A 21,797-nucleotide genomic window follows, 5' to 3' on the forward strand; every position below is an offset into this window, starting at 1 on the left:
TTAATAAGTATTTAAGCATTGGGGTTTTTAATTAATAAAGCAATTCCCATACCGCCACCGATACAAGCACTTGCAATACCATATTTTTTATTTTGGTCGATGAGTTCATACATCAAAGTCATCGCAATTCTTGTACCACTCATTCCTAAAGGATGACCTAGTGCCACCGCACCACCATTTACATTAAGTCGTTCATAGAGTGGATTATCCAAATACATATCTAATTCCTTCATCACACCTAGCATTTGACCCGAAAAGGCTTCGTTAATGTCATATAGATCAATATCTTCTTTTTCCATACCTTGCTTATTAAGCAGTTTGCGGATTGCATATGCTGGTCCCATTCCCATGATTGTCGGATCCAGTCCCGCTACCGTCCAATCGACAATTTCTGCCATTGGTGAAAGACCTAGTTCACTTGCTTTTTCTTTTTTCATTAATACTACTGCTGCCCCACCATCATTTAAGCCTGATGCATTTCCAGCAGTTACTGTACCCTCTTTTTCAAAAGATGGTTTAAGTTTAGCTAAAGCTTCTAATGTTGTATTTGGTCTTGGATGTCCGTCCGTATCAACTACGTTTACTGCACCTTTTCTTCCCTTAACTTCTACTGGTACAATTTCTTTTGCAAAACGTCCGCTTTCCATTGCTTTTGCTGCTCTCATTTGGCTATTGTAAGCAAATAAGTCTTGGTCTTCTCTTGGTATGTTATATTTTTTAACTACATTTTCAGCTGTATTTCCCATATGCATGATTGGGAATTGTGGATATGGTTGTGCATTGTGATGATATTTGGTATTTGCATCTTTTAATTCCTGGTTCCCCATGAGAAATCCTTGGTAGCGAATTTCCAGCGGCAAGTAGTATGGAGCTCTTGATAAGTTTTCCGCTCCGCCAGCTACAACAATTTCAGAGCCTCCAGTTAAAATATCCATTGTACCGTTAACAATTGATTGTGCACCAGAGCCACAAATTCGGTTTATGGTATAACCCGGCACATGCTCTAACCCAGCTAAAAGTGCTGCATTTCGTCCCAAGTTCGGCGCATCACCTGATGATTCAACATGTCCCATGACGACATCATCTACAAGACTTTGATCTAAATTATTTGAACGTTTTAACGCTTCTTTAATTGCAATGGCACCAAGTTCTTCTACAGGAACTGTTTTAAAATCACCAAGGAAAGCACCCACTGGGGTTCTTGCTGCACTTGTGATAACTACTTCACTCATATATAGCACCCTCTTTATTAAATTTTTATTTTACTTAAATGATATTCTTACATGTATAAGCCGCCGTTAACTGGTAAAAGTTGGCCAGTAATAAATCCTGCCTGATCTGAGGCTAAGAAGGCAGCAGCTGCTGCGATATCTTCTGGTTCACCCGTACGCTTAACAGGAATTTCATTGATCATGTTTTTCCTGATGTCTTCTGGAATTGCTTCTGTCATTGGTGTTCTAATAAAACCCGGTGATATTGCATTAACTGTGACACCTTTTTTCGCATATTCAAGTGCAAAGGTTTTAGTTAGACCAAGAACGCCAGATTTAGAGGAGGCGTAATTTGCTTGACCAAAATTACCTTGTTGACCAGCAATGGACGAGGTGTTGATGATTCTTCCATAACCCTGTTCAGCCATAATTTCGGCAGCGATTTTAGAAGTAATAAATGAACCAACTAAATTTGTATCTAGGACCATTTTAAAATTTTCTACTGTCATTTTTTTTGCAGTAGAGTCTCTGGTAATACCAGCGTTGTTAACAAGAATATCTAGTTTTCCAAATTTACTTATGGTATCATCTATTAATTGTTTTACTTCAGTTTCACTCGCAACGTTTGCTTTTAATGCTATTGCTATTCCACCTTTAGAAGTGATTTCTTCTACAACTGTATTTGCGCTTTCTGCTTCACTATCAAATGGATAGTTTACAACTACTGCAGCACCTTGCTTTGCAAAATATTTGGCTACGCCAGTTCCAATACCCTGACTGGACCCAGTAATAATAGCTACTTGATTTTTCAACATCTATAACGCCACCTTTTTCAACAAATTTCGCAAACAGAATAATAGCGCTTACAACTTATTTCTTACAAAAGTAGGCATTATACTGTGCGATTTTAGTACTAAGCTATGGACAAATAACAAAAATTGTCGATGTAATTCTGTTATAATTTTCTTACACTTAAATTATGTCATAGCTTAGAAATCTCGAAAAATACCTTTTTACATATCTAATTTATAATCAAATTGTTATAGAGGTAATCTTTGATTTTTGAAAACGTTTTATTGTATATGTACTTATAAAGGAGGTTTAATTTTGTTTTCAGTTTATCTTTTTTTCAAAGTTAACTAAATTTCATAATTGGTGTATTCTTATATTGAATGTTTCATATAACCTAAGTGTTATATAAAGGGAGGAATCTTATATGACAAGTGATATGTCAGGAGAATATCTAAGAGCAATTATTGATAATGGGAATATTTCCAGTGCGGCAAGGGCTTTATTCATATCCCAACCCTATCTCAGTAAATTTATAAAGAATTTAGAAATGGATATGGGTGTTGAACTGATTAATCGGAATGTAACACCAGTAACACTCACCTATGCCGGAGAGCGTTATTTAAATTACATGGATGAAATTGAACAAACATATAAAAACATGAAACATGAAATTGAAGCAATAACAAATATGAAAAAAGGTAGGGTTAAACTTGGTATTAATCCTATATTAGGAACCCATACGCTTTATAATTTACTTCCAGATTTCATGAATCGTTATCCAGGTATTGAAATTGATTTAATAGAAGAATCTGCTAAGGAGATTGAATCATTGTTGCTACAACGAAAGATTGATATCTGCATAAATATGCTCCCTGTATTAAATTTGGATATTACCTATGAATACTTATATGAAGAATCGGTTTTACTTGTTATACCACAGGGACATAAATATTATAGTACCGACCAAAAAACAAATAAATTAGAGCCATTTGATATGCAATTGCTTGATGGAGAAGATTTCATCTTGTTGAAACCCGGAAACGGATTAAGAAAAGTAACAGATGAAATTTTTGAAGAGTACTCCGTTAACCCAAATATTATTTTAGAAACTTCTAATGCCGAAAACGCATTTAGATTGGCCAGCAATGGTATAGGGTTAACCATTATACCCGAGTGCATTACAAATACAAGTAATATCCAACAAAACCAAAATTATTTTGCGATTGGCAAACCGGCCTATAAATATAATGTTGTTGCTGCCTATAAAAAAGGTGAAATGTTATCAGCACCTGCACTGGCATTGCTTAACATGGCTAAGGAAAATTATAAAGTAATTAAATAAAAGTAAGATTTACTATTTTAAGGGAGTGATTGAATCTATAAACAATTACTGAAGCATTAATCAACAAGGTAGGAGAAGAACATGTAGCCAGAGATGTGTAATTCACTTTTTTGCTAATCTTTAAACGCTAACATTCAGTGAACTAATGTATTAAAATAATACTAACTATCTTTCTGTTAGAGTGAAAAGAACTGATTAAATGCTTTAAACAATAAAATCAAGTTAAATATTTAAGGCACAATAGAAATGTAGGAAAGACACCAACTCCCCCTCTTTTATATTTTCCTTGAGAATCGCATGGAATAGAAATATAAGGAGATAAAACTGTTATCTTTAGGTAAGGGTTAAAAAGATGGCTCAATTAATTCTTAACAGCCAACCAGCATTATGATCTTGAAATTATAATTATTTACCATAACAATACTTATACTTTTCCCCTTGCATCCTTCCAATTGGTAACAAATTGGAAATCGGCCACTGACCGATTTCCAGTTAATTTATCTCTTCGATTCTATAATTTCGCGGAGTCCTCCCCATTCTTCCGCAAAAATAGAAGAATCCATCTCTTTTAGATCATCAGCAATCACAGGTCTGAAATCCATCCATTCTAAGACATCTTTTTCAAGATCTACACCTGGAGCGATTTCAATTAATCGAAGCTTCCCGTCCAAGATATCAAAGACGGCTCGTTCCGTAACAAATAATACCGGCAAATCGTTATCAGAGGCAAATTTACCACTAAACGTAATTTGTTGAACCTCTTCTACGATTTTTTTCGCTTTCCCTTGTTCCGTAATCACTAATTTATGGTCATTTGCTTCCGCTTTGCCACCTACCGTAAAGGTTCCCATAAATACAACTTTTTTAGATGATTGACTAATGTTTATGAATCCACCCGGGCCTGTTACTTTTGATCCAAACTGACTCACATTAACATTACCATGTTTATCAAATTGCGCTGCACCTAAAAACGCACCATCCAATCCACCACCATCATAGAAGTCAAACATGGAATCATGTGGAAGAAATGCACCTGGATTATATACAGCACCAAAATCTATCCCTGAGGCAGGAACCCCACCGAATAAACCTAATTCAAGTGTTAATGTTATTTCATTTGCAACACCCTCTTCCGATGCTATATCGGAAACCCCTGCTGCCATTCCGATTCCTAAGTTAACAATCGATTTTGGTTCTAACTCCATCGCAGCACGTCTGGCAATAATCTTTCTGGCATTTAAAGGAAGACGTGGAATCCCATCCATTGGTACCCTTATCTCTCCGGCAAATGCTGGGTTGTACTCTGTCCCCATTGTCTGATAATGATAATCAGGATTTTCATTCACAACAATATAGTCTACTAATGCACCTGGAACCTGAACATCCCTCGGGTTTAGTGAGCCAGCTTCTGCAATATTTTTGACCTGAACAATAACAATACCACCATTATTTTTCGCAGCATTCGCTAAAGGAAATTGTTCAAATAGGACAGATTCACCTTCTGTTGTAATATTTCCTTCTGTATCAGCAGTAGTACCGCGAAGTAATGTCACTTGAATTGGAAGATTTGGGTAATGTAAATACTCCTCCCCATCAAGTTCAATAAGTTTTATCAGTTCTTCTGTAGTCTTGTCATTAGCTTTTGCACCTTGAAGACGAGGATCCACATACGTATTAAGTCCTACTTTTGAAAAAACTCCCGGCTTTTTACTAGCAGTTGCACGATACATATGAGTCATAACACCTTGCGGAAGTAAATAAGCTTCAACTGTACCATCTGCGGCAAATCTTGCCATCTTTGGAGATAGAGCAATATGACCCGAGATTATACGTTTGGTTAAACCTTCATATGCAAGGTGATCAGCACCTCTTCCTTCTGTTCCATTTCCAATCCCACAAGAATGAGCAAAGGTAATATTTTTTGGATGAGCCTCTTCCTGAAATCTATTTCCAATTGCTACCAATAGTTCTTCCGGAAGACCACCAAATCCATTTGTTGTTGTTGCAACAAAATCATCGTCTTTAATTAGATTTGCAGCCTCAGCTAGTGTAATAATTTTTGCCATTTTAAATCTCCTCTTCATGATAGTTATAGTACATTGTAATAGTAGTTACACATACACCTTATGAGTATTTAAACATCTGGATTTTAGCATTAACAATGTAATTTCCATACCGCCGCCGATACCAGCAATGGCGATACGTATCCTTTTAATTTAGCTAGCGCTTTCAAACTAATGAATAATCCTAATATCGTCGTATCTATAAGGTTTACCGCAACTTTTCTTATACACAAACAATACCTTCCACTCGCAATATTGTGACATTTCATGCTACACAACCTGTCTTTTTACCTATCGCTACTCTACTATTCTACCATGTAATACGTTAAATATGTACATTGTGCCCCCGTATTACACTATATTTCACCCTAATCCATATGCCTACTTTTGTACATTTTCAGGGCATATAGGGAAACACTTAAACCCGACTTTAAGTATAAGGCTTTCATCACAGAGTTTTCTAAACGAATTAGCAAATAAAATAACAGCGCTTACATGTGGTTCCTAGTAAATATTTATCTAATATACCTGTCCGAATTTACTAAAAAACTATAAATAAATAACATAAAATTGTCAGTTTATTTTCTGTTATGATTTCCCTACTCTCATATTATGCCACAACCAGATTGTTTTGGTAAATACTTTTTACTTATATCTAATTCATAATCAAATTATTATAGGGATATCAGCTATTTTCAAAAGCACTTATAAATCATTGGTGTATATGGGAAATCTGTTTTAATTTCAATAAACTTATCTTCAAACTAACTACATCTTATAATTGGTGATGAATTGAATAGGTGTATAAGTTATAAGCTGGTAACAAAAAAATCCTGAATAGCTTTCCACACTATTCAGGCATATCCATCATATAGTATTAGGGTAAAAAATTACTGACTAGCATCTTCATAGGTTAGTAGAAGAGGCTCGGTCTTTCAACTGAAAGAATACTAGGTTCCAATTCATGGGACAAATCCTGTACTTCCTTGTTTTGAGCAAATGTAAATCCTGCTACAAGAAGCACTCCCAATGCTAAGGTAGTAACCATTTTTTTCATTAACTCCCCTCCTTTAAAGGTTTATTAACTCCTCATATGTCTGGTTTGCAAGTTTATAGTATTTAACAGAATCTTTATACTTACCTAATTTTTCATGCTGCTCAGCTAGCATCTTGGAATATGTCACCAAGTTAGCATAGTCCCTGTTTCCCATTAAGTAAGGTATAAATTTATCTGTAACTAACGATATAAGCGCTTCATGTTCATCATTGATTGCATACGTATATGTGTTAATAATGTAATAATATAATTGATAATATGAACTGTTATCTGCTAAATTTAATACCTCTCGTGCCTGTTCAATCATTTCTTTTGTTTTTTCCAAATCAGAAATAGTGTAATACTCCTTAATCAATGAAGTAGCAGCAGCTATTCTTTCCGTTAAAGGCACTTCTTTTTCTGCGACTACTTCCAGAAAAAAATTAATCGCGCCGTTTGGGTTCCCTTTTGCAGAATGTAGATATCCCAAATTAAGGTTTGTTAATTGAATGACGCTTTTATCTTTATTTAACTCACCTAAGTGTTTCGCCAGATTATAATTTTTAATCGCCTTTTCGTACATTTTTATTCTTCTGTAAGAGATGCCAAGCACAATATGGCACTGGGCACACCGCATAAAGTTATATTCTTTCATATAGATATTCAAAGATTTTTCTGCATATTCAATAACTTCCAGCGTGTTGCGCAATTTACTATGGGTGACAGCAATCGTATATTGTAAATCGGCAACTTCATTTTCCTCTAAATCTATTTGATTTATTTTTTCTTCTGCCAATTTATACAGCTTGATTGCCTGGTTAATTTCCCCAGTGAATGAGTTATAGTTACCTCTAAACTTATACCAGTAGTATTGATGTATACCATCAAACGAACCAGCCAATTCATTTAACTCATTAATCTTATTCAGAGCCTTATCAAATTTTCTTAAGATAATGTGATATCTAATTTTATGAATCTCGAACATTAATAAATTCTCTGTCAGGTTTCCATCCATTAATTCCTGGATTTCGTTGTATGTAGCAATAATCTCATCCTTGTCATTCACTTCATAAAGCATGTTATACCATTGTTTACATTTTTCCTGGATATGTGTATCCAATTCATTATTTAACTGAATTCCAAGGCGTGTACATAGTAATTGAATGATCTCAGGACTAGCGTCTGTTTTCTTATTCTCGATTTTTGATAAATAGGATAATGAAACAATTCCTTTAGCTAATTCTCCCTGGGTCATTTCTTTCTTTGTCCGTTGTAGTTTGATAAAGGATCCTATTTCTAACAATATATCCACCCTAACATCAAATTATGTTTTTGTTATGTTGACAGCCAGGAAAGTATAGAACTTTTCTCCCGCTTCTCCTGCATCAATTCTAGTTAAGTTTTTCTAATATAGTTATATTATAACATAATTTCTGATAATTCATATTGGGAAAATTATAGGGTAAATAGACTGTTTTAGGCAAAAAAACACCAATAAAACTTTCTGATTTTCCTATAACAGGAAAATCAGCCCCATTTTGAACATAATTTGTCCAAAACGGGGCTGATTTCATTTTGCATTTTTTACTAAAGGTATTTCCGATATTATTTTCCTATATCGTCCGGCGCTCAGAACCGGAAGTTCCGCGTTCATGACATGAGGTCCTGCGTTCGTGGCGGCTGGTTCTGCGCTCATGACCTAAAGTCCTGCGTTCGCGGCGACTAGTTCTGCGTTCAGACCTGAAACTCCGGCGTTCATGGCCTGATAATTTGAGACCGTTCATTTAGTGAAAAACATGAACCGTCGGAGAATCTTCTCCCGCCTCACGGTAGATAAGACTTTCCAATTTTTCACTTGATGTCACTTTTATTTCCAAATCATAGTAGTTTGCAAACATATCCTGTACCAACCCATAAATAAACTGTGTAAACCCGATTACTTCCGCTTTCCCATAGAAATCAATCGGAATCTCCAACGTCATTTTTTGCAGCTCTTCATTAACATAAAAACCTTCTCCAATGACACCTACATAGTTCGGGAAAAACTCCGCAATTTCATTCCCAAAATTCGTGACAATTTCATGATCCTCAAAGTAATTCTCTCTTCCCTCATCAGATGGAAAGAGAATAACCTCCTCATTAATGGAATCCCAGTCACCGATTGAATTACTGTCACCAGCTACATTTGTCTTCGCAACAAAATTTCCTGGTACAGGCGAGTCCTGTTCTTCTTCACGGTATATAGCAAACATAATCGGAACATTTTCGAGTCCTTCAATCTGTCTAAGTTGCTCCAGGATTTTCTGAGCAATCTGATTGCCCTTTTCCATCATTTGATCTTCCGAAATATCTTCATAGTAATAGGGGCCACCAGTTTCCGTTTGAAAACGGTAAACCGACTTCATCGCGAGGCCAATCGATATCCCATTCAGATTAACTGAATTATCTTCATTTTGTGTCAGAAAGTTTTGTTCCAATATATGTGATAAATAACGGGGATTATCACGATACGTGTCCTCGCCGGCGTCATCATCCACTTCAGGATTCAATGCATCAATCCATTCAAGAGCCATCTCCTCCGTTATATATTGCCCCTCCTGAAAAAAGTACTCCCCGGGATCATAGACTGCTTTCGAATGCCGTCTCAGCCCTTCTTCCACTGCATCAATATCCACCCGGTTTGCCATCTGACCAGTAATGAGACCTCTTGCTTCACTTGTTTTATATGGAAGAATCATCCTGTAATTTTCATCCGTCAATTGGTAGCTTGGCACAATAGATGTTTCTTGTTCGGAATCATCCTCTTGCAAAACTTCATCATCGTTAACATTTGGTGCACAACTCGTTATAATCAGGAGTGTGCTTAACAACCAAACACTTATTTTTTTCTTCAAGTATTCCACACTCCCTTAACTTTGCAACGCGTTTCTAAGCTCTTCTTCATCCCAGATTGTAACCCCTAATTTCCTGGCCTTCTCGTACTTTGAACCCGCATCAGCCCCCGCAATCAGTATATCTGTATTTTTACTTACACTGCCGGTAACAGTACCGCCCAGTTCTTCAATTGCTTCTTTGGCTTTATTACGCGTGAGGTATTCCATTTTCCCTGTAAGTACGATGGTTTTTCCTGCAAAGGTACTGTCTTGTGCTACTTCCGTTTTCTTCGGACCTTTGTATTCCATATTCACATTCAATTCTCTCAATTCATCTAGCAGGGCAATTACCTTTTCCCCGGAAAAATACTGGACAACGGAATCAGCCATTTTATCGCCAATCTCATCAACAGCTACAAGCGATTCATAATCAGCATGCTGCAGTTTCTCCATTGTCTCAAATTCTGCCGCAATGGTTTTGGCAGCTTTTGAACCGATAAAACGAATACCCAGACCAAATAATAGTTTCTCCAGTGAATTATCCTTGGATGCCTCGATGGCGTTCAATAAATTGTCAACCGACTTTTCACCCATACGCTCTAAGTTCAGCAATTCTTCCCGCTTTAATCGATACAGATCTGCAATGGTATGAATCAGCTTTTCCTGGAAAAGCTGGATGATTACCTTTTCACCTAATCCATCAATATTCATCGCATTGCGGGATACAAAGTGGATAAGTCCTTCCTTCAATTGTGCAGGACAGTTTGGGTTAATGCACCTTAGTGCAACCTCCTCCTCCAGGCGAACGAGCTCACTGCCGCATGCAGGGCATTCTGTTGGCATATAATATTCCGTGAGACTATCCACTCGTTTTTCTTCCACGACACGCACTACTTCCGGAATGATATCTCCGGCTTTTTTTATTACAACCGTATCACCAATTCGTATGTCTTTTGACCGTATCAAGTCCTCATTATGCAAGGAAGCACGCTTGACAGTCGTCCCAGCAACTTTTACAGGTTCCAAAATGGCAGTTGGCGTAATTACACCAGTTCTGCCCACACTTAATTCAATATCTGTCAGCTTTGTAATTGCTTCTTCCGCCGGGAATTTATATGCAATTGCCCAGCGGGGACTTTTCGCAGTAAAGCCAAGTTCTTCCTGTTGGTTTAGATGATCCACTTTAACGACGATTCCATCAATTTCATAGTTCAGGTTAGGACGCTCGTTTGTCCAATACGCAACATAATCAAGAACCTCTTCAATCGAAGAACACTTTTTCCATTCCGGATTTGTTTTAAGCCCCAACTCTTTCAGCTTGTCCAGCCGCTCGCTATGAGTGGCCAACTCACTTGTCCTCCATTCTCCTACACCATATAAAAATATGTCCAGATTACGCTCTGCTGCTATTTTCGGATCCAGTTGCCTTAATGAACCTGCTGCAGCATTTCTTGGGTTCGCAAACTGCTCTTCACCGTTTTCTTCCCTTACTTTATTTAAAGCAAGGAAGGACCGATGCGGCATGAATGCTTCTCCACGCACCTCGATTGTCTCTGTTTCCTTTATCGATAGTGGAATACTTCGGATTGTTCGTAAATTACTTGTAATGTCCTCACCTGTCGTTCCGTCTCCACGCGTTGCTCCACGGACAAATTTCCCATTCTCATAGGTTAAAGATACTGCCAGTCCATCAATTTTCAGTTCACAGACAAAGGCGATTGGCTGATCCACTCCAGCGCTCGCACGTCTTGCAAAGTCTCTTAAATCTTGCTCATTGAAAGCATTACTAAGGCTCATCATTGGCACATTATGTTGAACTTTTTCAAAAGCATCCAGTGGCTCGCCGCCGATTCGCTGTGTAGGGGAATCAGGTGTGATAAATTCCGGAAAATCCGCTTCCAGCTTTTGGAGCTCCTGTAATTTCTGGTCATATTCTGCATCCGGGACGCTTGGTTTATCAAGCACGTAATATTCATATCCGTATTGATTTAACAGTTCTCTTAGTATATTGATTTGTTCCTGTGCTTGCAGTTTTTCCATGCCAAGCACCTCCTATTGTTCTTTCGTAATTGGAGCAAATTTTGCCAGCACACGCTTGACTCCTACAGGTGCAGGGAATGCGATATCAAGCTCCATTGCTTCACCTTCTCCCTGTACTTTTACAACTGTGCCTGTTCCCCACTTTTTATGTGTTGCTTTATCACCAGGCCCCCAAGACTTACTCTCGGCGCCTGTTGTTTGCTGCATCCGTTCTGCTTTTCGTTTAACAGGAGACGGTCGCTCTTTTGATTGCGCAAAGCTTGAACCGAACATCGTTGTTTTTGCCTGCTCGATGCCATCCATTAATTCATCCGGAATTTCATTAATGAAGCGACTGATTGGATTCATATTTGTTCTGCCGTAAAGTGTGCGCATTTTTGCGTGTGTCAGGTAAAGCTCTTGTTCAGCTCTCGTAATACCCACATAGGCCAATCTGCGCTCTTCTTGCATTTCTTCCTCATCAAACATCGATCTGCTGTGTGGAAAAACATTTTCCTCCAATCCAATCAGGAAGACAACTGGGAATTCCAGTCCTTTTGCAGCATGTAGTGTCATCAGGGTAATTTTTGGTTCATTATCCATATCTTCTTCATCGACACGATCAATATCCGCAATCAATGCAAGGTCTGTTAAAAAAGCGATAAGCGTTTTATCTTCCCCCGCTGCTTCTTCAAAATCCTGAGTTACGGTCATAAACTCTTCCAGGTTCTCCAACCGACTTTGTGCTTCAATGGTTCGTTCACTTTTCAGCATTTCCAAATAGCCCGTGCGTTCAAAAATCGCTTCAACCATATCTGTTGCCGTCAGGAACTCCTGCTGCTGGGACAATGTCTGAATCAAATTTCCGAATTCCGCAAGCGCGTTGGCAGCTTTCTTGGAAACACCAGTGAAATCCACTTCTTTAACCGCTTCGTTAAAAGATATATCATGCGTTGCAGCATGTTCCCTTAGTCGTTCAATCGATGTTTTTCCAATCCCTCTTTTTGGGACATTAACAACCCGTTCAAAGCTTAGATCATCATCCGGGTTCGTGATTAATCTTAAATAGGCAACCATGTCCTTAATTTCTTTTCGCTCGTAGAACTTTGTACCTCCGACCATCTGGTAGGCGATATTTGATTTCATTAACGTATCCTCAATCGCCCTGGACTGCGCATTGGTACGGTATAAAATAGCTACATCGTTTGCGGTGTAACCTTCCTCCCGGGTCAGTTCCTGAATCTTATCAGTAATAAACAGTGCCTCTTCCTGCTCCGTTGCCCCTTGGTAATAGTGAATATTTTTCCCATCCGGGTTCTCTGTCCAAAGATTCTTCGGCTTACGTCCGGAGTTATTTCCTATCACCTTATTTGCCGCAGTAAGAATTGATTTGGTTGACCGATAATTTTGCTCCAGAAAAACAGTCCTTGATGATGGATAATCTTTTTCAAAGGAAAGGATATTCGTGATATCCGCCCCCCGCCAGCGATAAATGGACTGATCCGAATCACCGACAACACAAAGGTTCTGGTAACGGCTTGCCAGCTGCTTAACAAGGAAATACTGTGCATGGTTCGTATCCTGATACTCATCCACATGAATATACTGAAACCGGCGCTGATAATATTCCAACACTTCCGGAATGCGTTTAAATAAGTGAATGGTTTGCATAATCAAGTCATCGAAGTCCAGGGACTGGTTCTTATGCAGCATTTTCTGGTACGCTTCGTAAATTTGTGCAATCTGCCTATCATAAAAATTCCCGACATTTTTGCTGTATTCTTCTGGTGTAATCAATTCATTTTTTGCTGCACTGATTTGTCCAAGCATTGCCCTGGGATCGAATTTTTTCGGATCGATATTCAGGTTTTTTAAAATTTGCTTGATGACAGAAAGCTGATCACCACTATCCAAAATTGTAAAATTACTGCTATATCCGATTCGATCAATATCACGCCTTAGAATACGGACACACATGGAGTGAAATGTGGAAACCCACATGTATTCACTCTCAGGGCCAACAAGCCTGCGAACACGGTCTTTCATTTCACGTGCTGCTTTATTCGTAAATGTTATTGCCAATATATTTCTTGCTGCCACATCTTTTTCACCCAGCAGGTAAGCAATTCGATGTGTAAGCACTCTTGTTTTTCCACTGCCTGCACCGGCCATAATCAGTAACGCCCCGTCCGTATGCTTCACTGCTTCCTGTTGTTCCTTATTCAGTCCTTTTAATAAGCCATCCATCATCTGACTCATATTTACACCGCCTTGAATCAATAATCTTTAACTGCTTTTACAGTTTTTAGTGCTTTTTTAATATCTTTATAAATAATATTTCCAACAATAATAACATCCGCATGTTCCTTCATTTCACGGGCCTGGAAAGTGTTTTCAATCCCCCCGCCGTAAAAAAGGCTCGTATTGCTCAATCCATTTTTCACTTTTTTTACAAGTTCCGGGTCACCATACTTCCCGCTGTATTCCATGTAAAATATCGGTAAGTGGAATACGTTTTCTGCCATATAGGCATATGCTGTAACATCCCCATCGTCAGGTAAATAGCTGTTCGTATGTGTGAATGCTTTTGCGTCCTCATTAAGAATACAATACCCTTCAAACAGAATTTCACTGTATTCCATCATATCAATATATTGTTTGATCGCCTGGTGCTGCATATCCATCATCCATTTTTTTTCAGTGGAATTCATCACCATCGGAATAAAATAATAGTCAAAACCCGGAGTAATTGCATCTGCAGTAGATATCTCCAGGATACATGGAACAACATGCTTTCGGCGGATTCGTGATAACAGATCCAACACCCCATCAAGTGTTACATCATCCGTTCCGCCAACAATCACAGCATCCGTTCCCGATTCACAAACTGCGTCCAAGTCTTCATCGGAAATTTCCTTAGCCGGATCCAATTTAAAAATATGTTTCCATTCATTCATATTCGTATTCAAAAGTTCAATCCTCCATCATCATAATCAATTAGTTTATTATACCAAAAATCACGCTTGGAATTTAGGGAAATGGCTAATCTTTTTAAGAAGTGTAGTAGAAGAAGTGATATGGGGGGAAATGTGGATGGTGATGGTGTCCTGACTGAACAGCTAGTCTCTCGTGGGGCAGCATCGACTGAATCTCGCGTAACTGCGACCTCGTGACAGCGAGCATCGACCGAATCTTCATTAACATCACCTTCTAGTTTGGCTGCATCAACCGAATCTCGCGTAACTTCGACCTCGTGACAGCGAGCATCAATCGAATCTTCATTAACATCGCCTTCTAGTTTGGCTGCATCAACCGAATCTCGCGTAACTTCGACCTCGTGACAGCGAGCATCAATCGAATCTTCATTAACATCGCCCACTGGATGGGCGACATCAACTAAATCTTCATAAACATCGCCTACTCATTTCGCAGCATTAGACTAGGTCTTCGTATACATCACCACTGTAGGACAGCACCGACTAAATCTTCAAAAGCATCGTGACCAGGAAGTGCTACATCAAAAAAAACGCCACCCACAATCAGGTAGCGGCAGGCTTATTCATCTTTATCATCTAAAATACGGTCCAACACCATCTGGTATCCATCACTGCCGTAATTGATGCACCTTCTTACTCGCGAGATGGTAGCAGTGGATGCTTTCGTTTCCTCTTCAATGGCATTATATGTACTGCCTTCTGTCAGCATTTTTGCAACCTGTAAGCGTTGGGAGATTGAGTGAATTTCCGCCATTGTTGCTATATCATCAAAAAAACGATAGCATTCTTCGCGATCCTTTAAGGAAAGAATCGCATCAAATAACTGATCTAATTGTTCTCCACGTAATTTATCAATTTGCAATCAAAGTCCTCCTTTAAACTATTTTGATACGGTTACAGACCGGTTGATACCTGGGTTTGATGGAATAATATTAATCCATGTTTTACCAGGTACAAACCCGGCCGGTTCGCCATCTTTAACCGGGATTATTCGTCCATCCCTGTTTTCCCACTGCACTTCCTCTATGTTTCCTTTTCGGATTAAATATGCATTTCCGCCAGATGTTAAATCAACATCACGTCGGCCTGCATTATCAATAACTTCATGATCTGTTTCTACAATGAAAATATTATCCACCCGAATAGGATCGCCTGTACTTAACTCGACTGTTTTTTCCCGGTCATTGTATCTTGTATAAGTTTCACTGGAGGTGTCATAATAAAATTCAACAATTTCCATCGGATCACTTCCATAAATGATTTCCACATGGTTTGCTTCTTCACCGGAGAAATTCTGAGCGTCTTTTTCCGTAAAAGTCATCGGCTCATGGTTAGCAGAGATATCATATCCTTTCGCTTCTGCTTCAGGGTAGACTCCGCTAGTCTGTAAATAGGAATTGTGCGGCGCTTGACGAAAAGACTCCCGATTAAACAAGGGGCCGTTATTATCATAATTGGAGCCATTTAAATGATCGATTTCCCGCTTTTCTATCATATCATTTATAAATCCTGCAGCTCCGTGGTACACGTACATTGCATTATAGCCATTTGCCAATTCGAAGTAATATTCCCTGGCACTGCGAACAGGTCCAACAACTTCCGGTATGTCACTCTGATACAATGCAAGTAGACGTGTGATATTTCCTTCGGCCAAAATTTCAAACACGATATCTGCTTTAGAAAGCCCCGTCTGTGGCCTTGCGTCAGTATGGTTATTGACCATTACACCGATCATCCGGTTATCGACATCTTCATTCGTTTCGGTGCCTGTCAAAGGATAAACGTGGCTGATATCCTCCTGGACTTCAATTATATCAGGTGCTTTTGTTTTTTCTACAACATTATTTTCTTTGGATTCATTGTCTTTCACCGTGATTTTTTCATCCGAACAAGCCATAAGAAGCATCATTACTCCCAACAGCAAATAAACAATTTTCCTCATGCTTCTCCACCTCTGCCCGACTTGACCTTATACTATTTAGTATATGTTAACACATTGTTGCCGGGAAGAGTATTTCTCTTTTTTTCACGTCTACAATTCCCTGTGGTGTAATCCTTACATAGGGCAGATGGGTTGATGACAAAAAGAAAATCGTATGGATAGGATCATGAAACACATAACCATATTCCTCCAGCGTTACTTTTAACTGTTTTTCTTTTTCAATAAGCTCGCTCATACTTCCGTCGAACATAAACCCTTTTAAGGTCAGTGGTATTTCCATCAGTAATTCTCCATTATGAACAAGTACAATTCCACCGCCTATTTCCTTTAACCGTTTCCAAGCCAGTAATATGTCTTGTTTATTTTTACCGATGAAGATAAAATCACCTGTGGCCGAATAGGAGCTCGCAATCGCTCCAAGCTGGTTTGTGAATCCGAGGATAGTAGTATTCACACGCCATTTGCCGTTTCTGTCAAGCAATAGCAGGAATGCATCCCCCTTGTTTGCAGGTAGAACGTCCGGTGTAATATCTGTCTCAATGGCATATGGATTTATAATTACATCACTTTTCATTTCTAACCCAACGGGCACTGAAAATTGCAGTTCTTTTTTTTCAAGATCCCAGTCAAATGTAAGTGGATTAATTTCATAATCCGCCCAATTAATGGTTTTATTGATCTTTTGATCTGTCCCATCTTTAACAATCCACTTCCCTTTTGCCAGCACACTGTGCGGATCCGGATTGTCTTTCGCTTTTAAAATATTAATATGAGCAATCCTGCCCGGGGTGATACTGCCAAGCTGTTCATCCAATCCGAAGTGTCTTGCAGCGTTATAGCTGGCCATTCGATAAGCTTCCTCAACTGGCACACCTTTATCGATCGCAATTTTGATGCAGACATTCTGCAGCCCATTCTCATAGAATGCCGGTGTAGACCCATCTGTAGTCAGAGTTAGATTATCATAGTTTTTGAGGCCGGCAGCTTTAACCTCCTCCATCTGTTTGGGCAGATCAGGCCTGATGGAGGAATAACGAAGCGCTACCTGGTATCCCATCCTCAGACGTGTAATTACATCTTCCCCATTTATCGATTCATGATCTGAGCTTGCACCGAGCAGCTTCAATTTTGTTAATGTTTTTTCCGATGCCCCCGGAAAATGTCCTTCCACCGGTTTTCCTTTCCGTTTCGCTTCCTGCATCCAATAGAGCAGACGGTCATCACCCTCCAGCAAGCTTGGCCATGAGGTTAATTCTCCTCCCTGGACAACAGCCGGATGGGATAACCAGGATAATATATCTTCCGTGTTAAAAAGCTCGTCTTCATCCTGTAGCATTGTTTGCGAATCAAATCGTGTCCACCAATACATGGAAACTGGGAGATTACAAAAATCTTCTAACAAAGAAAACGCTTTCTTTCTATTCAATAAAAAAAGCCATAATAAGTTGTCATTCATTAAAGTTGTTGTTCCGAATTTCGCAGCATGAATTGCCAGTTCTTCCGGATTATATAATTGATTTGGATGTGTGTGTGGCTCAATATATCCTGGCACCAGATATTCTCCGGTACAGTCCACTATTTCAGTCCCAGAGGATTTTTCTGGTAATTTATCACCGACATACACAATGCGGTCATCCACAATCCAAATATTCGCCTGAATCCATTCTTTTGTATATACGTTTAAATAAGTACCATTTTTAAGTAACAGGGTTGGTGCCTCAAGACCATCGACTACCCTGACATGTTCTCTAAGTTCCCGGTTCCTCCAGTTCATTCCATTTTCCAGCATAAGTTCTCAACTCTCTATTTATCAGTTTTTTCCATTCTATCATATTTTACGCTTTAGCAGTGTAAAGTTGCTTATAATTTATCATGAAGTTTTTGTGAAGTTTATTTTCAGCATTTCTAATATAAAGCATTTGATTTTATTGTAAGAATTTTGTTTTCTAATAACAATTAGAGAACTTTGTGGCAAAAACATTAGCCCAAACTTATGGAGTAAGAAGTTTTATACCTTTGTATGAAAACAACTGTTATTAGAACGGGAAAAACTATTCAACATAACCACTATGAGCCAAAATTATACTTTTTTTCCGGTTGGCTCTTTTGATAAATCTTGTTGCTCTTAACTTCGCAATTGATATAAAAGACGACGTAACTTGAAATGATGGTTGGTGCGATTACCCGCTGCGGAAATACACTACGCTTTCCGCGGGCGGCTGGTGAGCCTCCTCGTGCTATCGCACTGCGGGGTCTCACCGATGCCTTTTCTCCCGCTGGAGTCTTCGTGTATTTCCTTCGCTGGTAAGATGCTCCTGAAACTTCATCAAAACACTTATACTGCTTAATTATATAACAAGCATAGCCATGCACTCTTATGATGGTTGATTGAAGCGGAGGACCGTTGACTCCTGCGGGAAAAGCAACAGCTGAAGATCCCGCAGGAAGTGGTTTTTGCTTCCGAGGAAGCTGAAGCGTTGCCCTAAGGTGCGCAACGGTCCGCAGCGGAAATCGACATAGCAGTTACTTCGTCTTTTATATCTTTTGTGGCAAAAGCAAAAAGTCTTTTCGGTGGGGCAATGCCTGTGTGAACAAAATCGTGTTGTCCAGAGGCTCACCAGCTGCCTGCGGGAAGTGAATTGTATTCCAACTGCGGCCCATATCCACAATTTTTACGAGATGGTCCTAACATAAAAAAACTTGGCTCATCGCCAAGTTTTTTTAGTTTACTTTTCCTATATCTCTGCGATAGAAGAATCCGTTCATATCCTCAGATAGAACATCATACACATCATCCGCGGCTTCTTTTAATGTAGCAGCTTTAGCCCCAACTAGAAGTACACGTCCCCCGTCCGAAATAAGCGTTTCCCCTGCTAATTTCGTTCCTGCATACACGGTAAAGGAGCCTTTTGCTGATGACAATTCAGGAATCTCTGTTCCTCTATGATACTTACCAGGATATCCTTCTGAAGCCAGTACAACGCCTGCACAGGCATTCGTTTCCCACCTAATCTGAGGGTCTTTCCCATTCATCACATCTGTAATAACCTGGACAAGGTCATTTTCCAAAAGCGGCAATACAACCTGTGTTTCCGGATCACCAAAACGGGTGTTGAACTCGATGACTTTTGGTCCTACCTCCGTCATGATTAACCCGGCATATAAGATTCCCGTAAATGAACGCCCTTCTTCCATTAAGCCATCCACCGTCTTCTGCAGGATCTCCTTTTGGGCAAAGGCTACATGCTCCTCTGTCACATCATCCGCTGGCGCAAATGCACCCATTCCACCGGTATTTGGCCCTTTATCATTATCAAAAGCCCGTTTATGGTCCCTTGCCGTTACCATTGGATAGACATTGTTTTCATGCACAAAGGCCATCAATGAAAACTCTTTACCTGTTAAGAACTCTTCAATCACAATTGTTTTGCCTGCATCAGCAAATGTTTCGGCAACAAGCATATCATTAATTGCTTCCTGCGCCTGTTCTATCGTCTCCGCAACAACTACACCTTTTCCGGCTGCAAGACCGTCTGCTTTAATAACAATCGGCGCACCTTTGACATCGATGTACTGTTTTGCCTCCTCTGCACTCGTGAAAGTCTCATAGGCAGCTGTAGGAATATTATGTTTTTTCATGAACGCTTTGGCAAAACTTTTACTACCTTCCAGGATTGCCGCTTCCTTCGTTGGTGCAAACACAGTCAATCCTTCGTTCTTAAAATTGTTTGCGATGCCAGCATTCAACGGATCTTCAGGACCGACAATTGTCAGATCAATTGCTTTCTGTTTGGCAAAGTCAATCAGTCCATCCATATCCATCTCATCGATTGCAACACATTCCGCCTGTTTCTGAATTCCGCCATTTCCAGGTGCTACATATAAATTCGTAACCTTCTCACTTTCGGCCAATTTCATCACAATGCTATGTTCGCGTCCGCCTCGACCTACTACTAATATATTCATAGAAAAGTCCTCCTGCTTAGTGTTTGAAATGACGTATTCCCGTGTAAACCATTGCGATTCCATGCTCATTACATACATCAATGGAATCCTGGTCACGCTTGGAGCCACCAGGCTGAATAATTGCTGTAACTCCTGCCTTCACTGCAGCTTCCACTGTATCCGGCATTGGGAAAAATGCATCAGATGCCAAGACGGAACCTTTTGCCTTCTCGCCAGCCTGTTCGATTGCGATATTTGCTGAGCCGATCCGATTCATTTGCCCTGCACCAATTCCGATTGTCTGATTGTCTTTTCCTAAAACGATCGCATTTGATTTCACATGCTTGACCGCTTTCCATGCAAACTGTAAATCTGTTACTTCCTTTTCTGTCGGCTGACGTTTTGTAGCAACCTGTAATTGATCTTCGGTAACTTCACCATTATCATTATTCTGGATCAGCACACCGCCTTTAACGGTTGTCAGCTTATGATAAGCCGTTTTTTCATCATTCATGTTCAATTCCATCAAACGTATGTTTTTCTTTTTTGTTAAAATCTCCAACGCCTCTTCACTGTATCCAGGTGCAAGAACAATCTCCAAAAATATCTCACTAAGCTTCTCTGCTGTACGTGAATCTATTTCTCTATTACATGCAACAATTCCCCCAAAAATAGAGATAGGGTCTGCGTCATAAGCTTTTTGAAACGCCTGGAACAGATTTTCTGAAACACCGATTCCGCATGGGTTCATATGCTTAACGGCTACTGTTGCCGGTTCACTGTATTCCGATAAGATATCAAGCGCTGCATTCGCATCCTGAATATTATTATAGGAAAGCTCTTTCCCGTGCAGCTGTTTTGCTGTGGCCAGACTCATGCTTGTCTGCAGTGGGCTTTTATAAAATGCAGCCTCCTGGTGGGGATTTTCTCCATAACGCAATGTCTGTACTTTCTCATATGTAACGGTATAAGTCTCTGGAAATTCTTCTTTCGTTTCTTCAGCAAAATACGCTGCAATCAATGCATCATAATTTGCAGTATGACGGAAAACTTTAGCAGCCAAATTTTTGCGCTGCTCTACATCAAATTTATCTTCGCGGAGTCCTTTTAAAACAGCACCATAATCGGAAGGATCTACAACAACAGCTACATCTGCGAAATTTTTTGCTGCGGAACGAAGCATCGTTGGACCGCCGATATCAATGTTTTCGATGATTTCATCATTTGAAACCCCTTCTTTTTCCAGGGTCTGTTTGAATGGATATAAGTTTACAACAACCATATCAATCGGGGAAATGTCATTTTCCTCAATCTGTTTCATATGATTTTCATTCGACCTTTTTGCAAGCAATCCACCGTGAACATTCGGGTGAAGTGTTTTTACCCGACCATCCATTATCTCCGGAAATCCGGTAATTTCATCAATGGCCTTTGCTTCTATCCCGGAATCCTTTAATACACGTAAAGTGCCGCCGGTGGAAATAATTTCATAATCCAGTTCGGACAATCCTTTTGCAAATGCTGTAATACCTTCTTTATTGGATACACTGATCAATGCTCGTTTTTGCATGAAAAATC

16 protein-coding genes are annotated in these 21,797 nt (G+C 39.4%); 1 reads left to right on the forward strand and 15 read right to left on the reverse strand.

Annotated elements, in window-relative coordinates:
- Nucleotides 1–11 precede the first annotated feature (11 nt).
- Together ACZ427_RS13690 and fabG are read right to left on the reverse strand one after the other, a co-directional pair.
- Nucleotides 12–1,232, reverse strand: coding sequence for a thiolase family protein (locus ACZ427_RS13690; RefSeq protein ID WP_461176548.1), 1,221 nt, complete (start codon nucleotides 1,230–1,232; stop codon nucleotides 12–14).
- A gap of 47 nt (nucleotides 1,233–1,279) precedes the next feature.
- Nucleotides 1,280–2,026, reverse strand: a complete 747-nt coding sequence (gene fabG, locus ACZ427_RS13695) for a 3-oxoacyl-ACP reductase FabG (protein WP_461176549.1) — start codon at nucleotides 2,024–2,026, stop codon at nucleotides 1,280–1,282.
- A 401-nt stretch (nucleotides 2,027–2,427) separates the two neighbouring features.
- Between fabG and ACZ427_RS13700 the strand changes: the two genes are divergently transcribed.
- Nucleotides 2,428–3,345: a LysR family transcriptional regulator gene (locus ACZ427_RS13700; RefSeq protein WP_461176550.1), complete on the forward strand. Its 918-nt coding sequence runs from the start codon at nucleotides 2,428–2,430 to the stop codon at nucleotides 3,343–3,345.
- Between the two features lie 497 nt (nucleotides 3,346–3,842).
- Here the strand turns inward: ACZ427_RS13700 and ACZ427_RS13705 are convergent, their stop codons facing one another.
- From ACZ427_RS13705 to purH, 13 genes are all read right to left on the reverse strand, one after another.
- On the reverse strand, nucleotides 3,843–5,411 hold the full coding sequence (locus tag ACZ427_RS13705; protein WP_461176551.1) for an acyl CoA:acetate/3-ketoacid CoA transferase: 1,569 nt from the start codon (nucleotides 5,409–5,411) through the stop codon (nucleotides 3,843–3,845).
- 910 nt (nucleotides 5,412–6,321) lie between these two features.
- On the reverse strand, nucleotides 6,322–6,465 hold the full coding sequence (locus tag ACZ427_RS13710) for a hypothetical protein (protein ID WP_461176552.1): 144 nt from the start codon (nucleotides 6,463–6,465) through the stop codon (nucleotides 6,322–6,324).
- A 13-nt stretch (nucleotides 6,466–6,478) separates the two neighbouring features.
- Nucleotides 6,479–7,747 carry a helix-turn-helix domain-containing protein gene (locus ACZ427_RS13715; protein WP_461176553.1) on the reverse strand — a complete coding sequence of 423 codons (1,269 nt, stop codon included), beginning with the start codon at nucleotides 7,745–7,747 and terminating at the stop codon, nucleotides 6,479–6,481.
- 481 nt (nucleotides 7,748–8,228) lie between these two features.
- Nucleotides 8,229–9,338: a CamS family sex pheromone protein gene (locus tag ACZ427_RS13720; RefSeq protein WP_461176554.1), complete on the reverse strand. Its 1,110-nt coding sequence runs from the start codon at nucleotides 9,336–9,338 to the stop codon at nucleotides 8,229–8,231.
- A 15-nt stretch (nucleotides 9,339–9,353) separates the two neighbouring features.
- A complete protein-coding gene (ligA, locus tag ACZ427_RS13725; protein WP_461176555.1) occupies nucleotides 9,354–11,357 on the reverse strand; it encodes an NAD-dependent DNA ligase LigA in 2,004 nt (667 codons plus the stop codon).
- Nucleotides 11,358–11,369: 12 nt separating this feature from the next.
- Nucleotides 11,370–13,595, reverse strand: coding sequence for a DNA helicase PcrA (gene pcrA, locus ACZ427_RS13730; protein ID WP_461176556.1), 2,226 nt, complete (start codon nucleotides 13,593–13,595; stop codon nucleotides 11,370–11,372).
- A 17-nt stretch (nucleotides 13,596–13,612) separates the two neighbouring features.
- Nucleotides 13,613–14,293, reverse strand: a complete 681-nt coding sequence (gene pcrB / locus ACZ427_RS13735) for a heptaprenylglyceryl phosphate synthase (RefSeq protein ID WP_461176672.1) — start codon at nucleotides 14,291–14,293, stop codon at nucleotides 13,613–13,615.
- Nucleotides 14,294–14,301: 8 nt separating this feature from the next.
- Complete coding sequence (locus tag ACZ427_RS13740) at nucleotides 14,302–14,715, reverse strand: hypothetical protein (protein ID WP_464883447.1); 414 nt, start codon at nucleotides 14,713–14,715, stop codon at nucleotides 14,302–14,304.
- 176 nt (nucleotides 14,716–14,891) lie between these two features.
- Entirely contained in the window at nucleotides 14,892–15,194 is a 303-nt protein-coding gene (locus ACZ427_RS13745) for a YerC/YecD family TrpR-related protein (protein ID WP_461176557.1), read from the reverse strand.
- A gap of 18 nt (nucleotides 15,195–15,212) precedes the next feature.
- Complete coding sequence (locus ACZ427_RS13750) at nucleotides 15,213–16,274, reverse strand: DUF3048 domain-containing protein (protein WP_461176558.1); 1,062 nt, start codon at nucleotides 16,272–16,274, stop codon at nucleotides 15,213–15,215.
- A gap of 46 nt (nucleotides 16,275–16,320) precedes the next feature.
- Nucleotides 16,321–18,063, reverse strand: coding sequence for an adenine deaminase C-terminal domain-containing protein (locus tag ACZ427_RS13755; protein ID WP_461176559.1), 1,743 nt, complete (start codon nucleotides 18,061–18,063; stop codon nucleotides 16,321–16,323).
- Nucleotides 18,064–18,995: 932 nt separating this feature from the next.
- A complete protein-coding gene (gene purD / locus ACZ427_RS13760) occupies nucleotides 18,996–20,240 on the reverse strand; it encodes a phosphoribosylamine--glycine ligase (protein ID WP_461176560.1) in 1,245 nt (414 codons plus the stop codon).
- A gap of 16 nt (nucleotides 20,241–20,256) precedes the next feature.
- Nucleotides 20,257–21,789 (reverse strand): bifunctional phosphoribosylaminoimidazolecarboxamide formyltransferase/IMP cyclohydrolase, encoded by a 1,533-nt coding sequence (purH, locus tag ACZ427_RS13765; protein ID WP_461176561.1) that lies wholly within the window; start codon nucleotides 21,787–21,789, stop codon nucleotides 20,257–20,259.
- Nucleotides 21,790–21,797: the final 8 nt, after the last annotated feature.

The sequence above is a fragment of the Virgibacillus ainsalahensis genome, assembly GCF_055380755.1.

Bases quoted from the DNA above. Each gene is read 5' to 3' on its own strand.
- ACZ427_RS13690 (WP_461176548.1), bottom strand. From the start codon at position 1,232: ATGAGTGAAGTAGTTATCACAAGTGCAGCAAGAACCCCAGTGGGTGCT.
- fabG (WP_461176549.1), bottom strand. From the start codon at position 2,026: ATGTTGAAAAATCAAGTAGCTATTATTACTGGGTCCAGTCAGGGTATT.
- ACZ427_RS13700 (WP_461176550.1), top strand. From the start codon at position 2,428: ATGACAAGTGATATGTCAGGAGAATATCTAAGAGCAATTATTGATAAT.
- ACZ427_RS13705 (WP_461176551.1), bottom strand. From the start codon at position 5,411: ATGGCAAAAATTATTACACTAGCTGAGGCTGCAAATCTAATTAAAGAC.
- ACZ427_RS13710 (WP_461176552.1), bottom strand. From the start codon at position 6,465: ATGAAAAAAATGGTTACTACCTTAGCATTGGGAGTGCTTCTTGTAGCA.
- ligA (WP_461176555.1), bottom strand. From the start codon at position 11,357: ATGGAAAAACTGCAAGCACAGGAACAAATCAATATACTAAGAGAACTG.
- pcrA (WP_461176556.1), bottom strand. From the start codon at position 13,595: ATGAGTCAGATGATGGATGGCTTATTAAAAGGACTGAATAAGGAACAA.
- pcrB (WP_461176672.1), bottom strand. From the start codon at position 14,293: ATGAATGAATGGAAACATATTTTTAAATTGGATCCGGCTAAGGAAATT.
- ACZ427_RS13750 (WP_461176558.1), bottom strand. From the start codon at position 16,274: ATGAGGAAAATTGTTTATTTGCTGTTGGGAGTAATGATGCTTCTTATG.
- ACZ427_RS13755 (WP_461176559.1), bottom strand. From the start codon at position 18,063: ATGCTGGAAAATGGAATGAACTGGAGGAACCGGGAACTTAGAGAACAT.
- purD (WP_461176560.1), bottom strand. From the start codon at position 20,240: ATGAATATATTAGTAGTAGGTCGAGGCGGACGCGAACATAGCATTGTG.
- purH (WP_461176561.1), bottom strand. From the start codon at position 21,789: ATGCAAAAACGAGCATTGATCAGTGTATCCAATAAAGAAGGTATTACA.